Origin of the sequence: Ectothiorhodospira shaposhnikovii, from assembly GCF_016584105.1 — a bacterium.
Classification (GTDB): Bacteria; Pseudomonadota; Gammaproteobacteria; order Ectothiorhodospirales; family Ectothiorhodospiraceae; genus Ectothiorhodospira; species Ectothiorhodospira shaposhnikovii.
This window is the reverse complement of sequence record NZ_NRSM01000130.1, coordinates 1-277: the sequence shown is the minus strand read 5'-3', so window position 1 is coordinate 277 and position 277 is coordinate 1. Positions and strand designations below refer to the sequence as shown.

Annotated in this window: 1 protein-coding gene; it reads left to right on the top strand. The window is 65.0% G+C overall.

Features of this window, described 5'->3' with window-relative positions:
- The coding region (locus tag CKO35_RS17695) for a fumarate hydratase C-terminal domain-containing protein (protein WP_200177415.1) at nt 1-277 on the top strand (277 nt) is incomplete at both ends.

The window sequence follows — 277 nt, the reverse complement described above, 5'->3', positions numbered from 1 at the left end:
GGTGAAGGACGAGGCCGTGGGCCCCGCCGGCCCCACCACCGCCACGCGCATGGACAAGTTCACCGACATGATGCTGGAGCAAACCGGCCTGATCGCCATGATCGGCAAGGCCGAGCGCGGCCCGGTCGCCATCGAGTCCATCAAGAACCACAAGAGCGCCTACCTGATGGCCGTGGGCGGCGCCGCCTACCTGGTCAGCAAGGCTATCAAGAACGCCAAGGTGGTGGGCTTTGCCGACCTGGGCATGGAAGCCATCTATGAGTTCGACGTGGTGGAC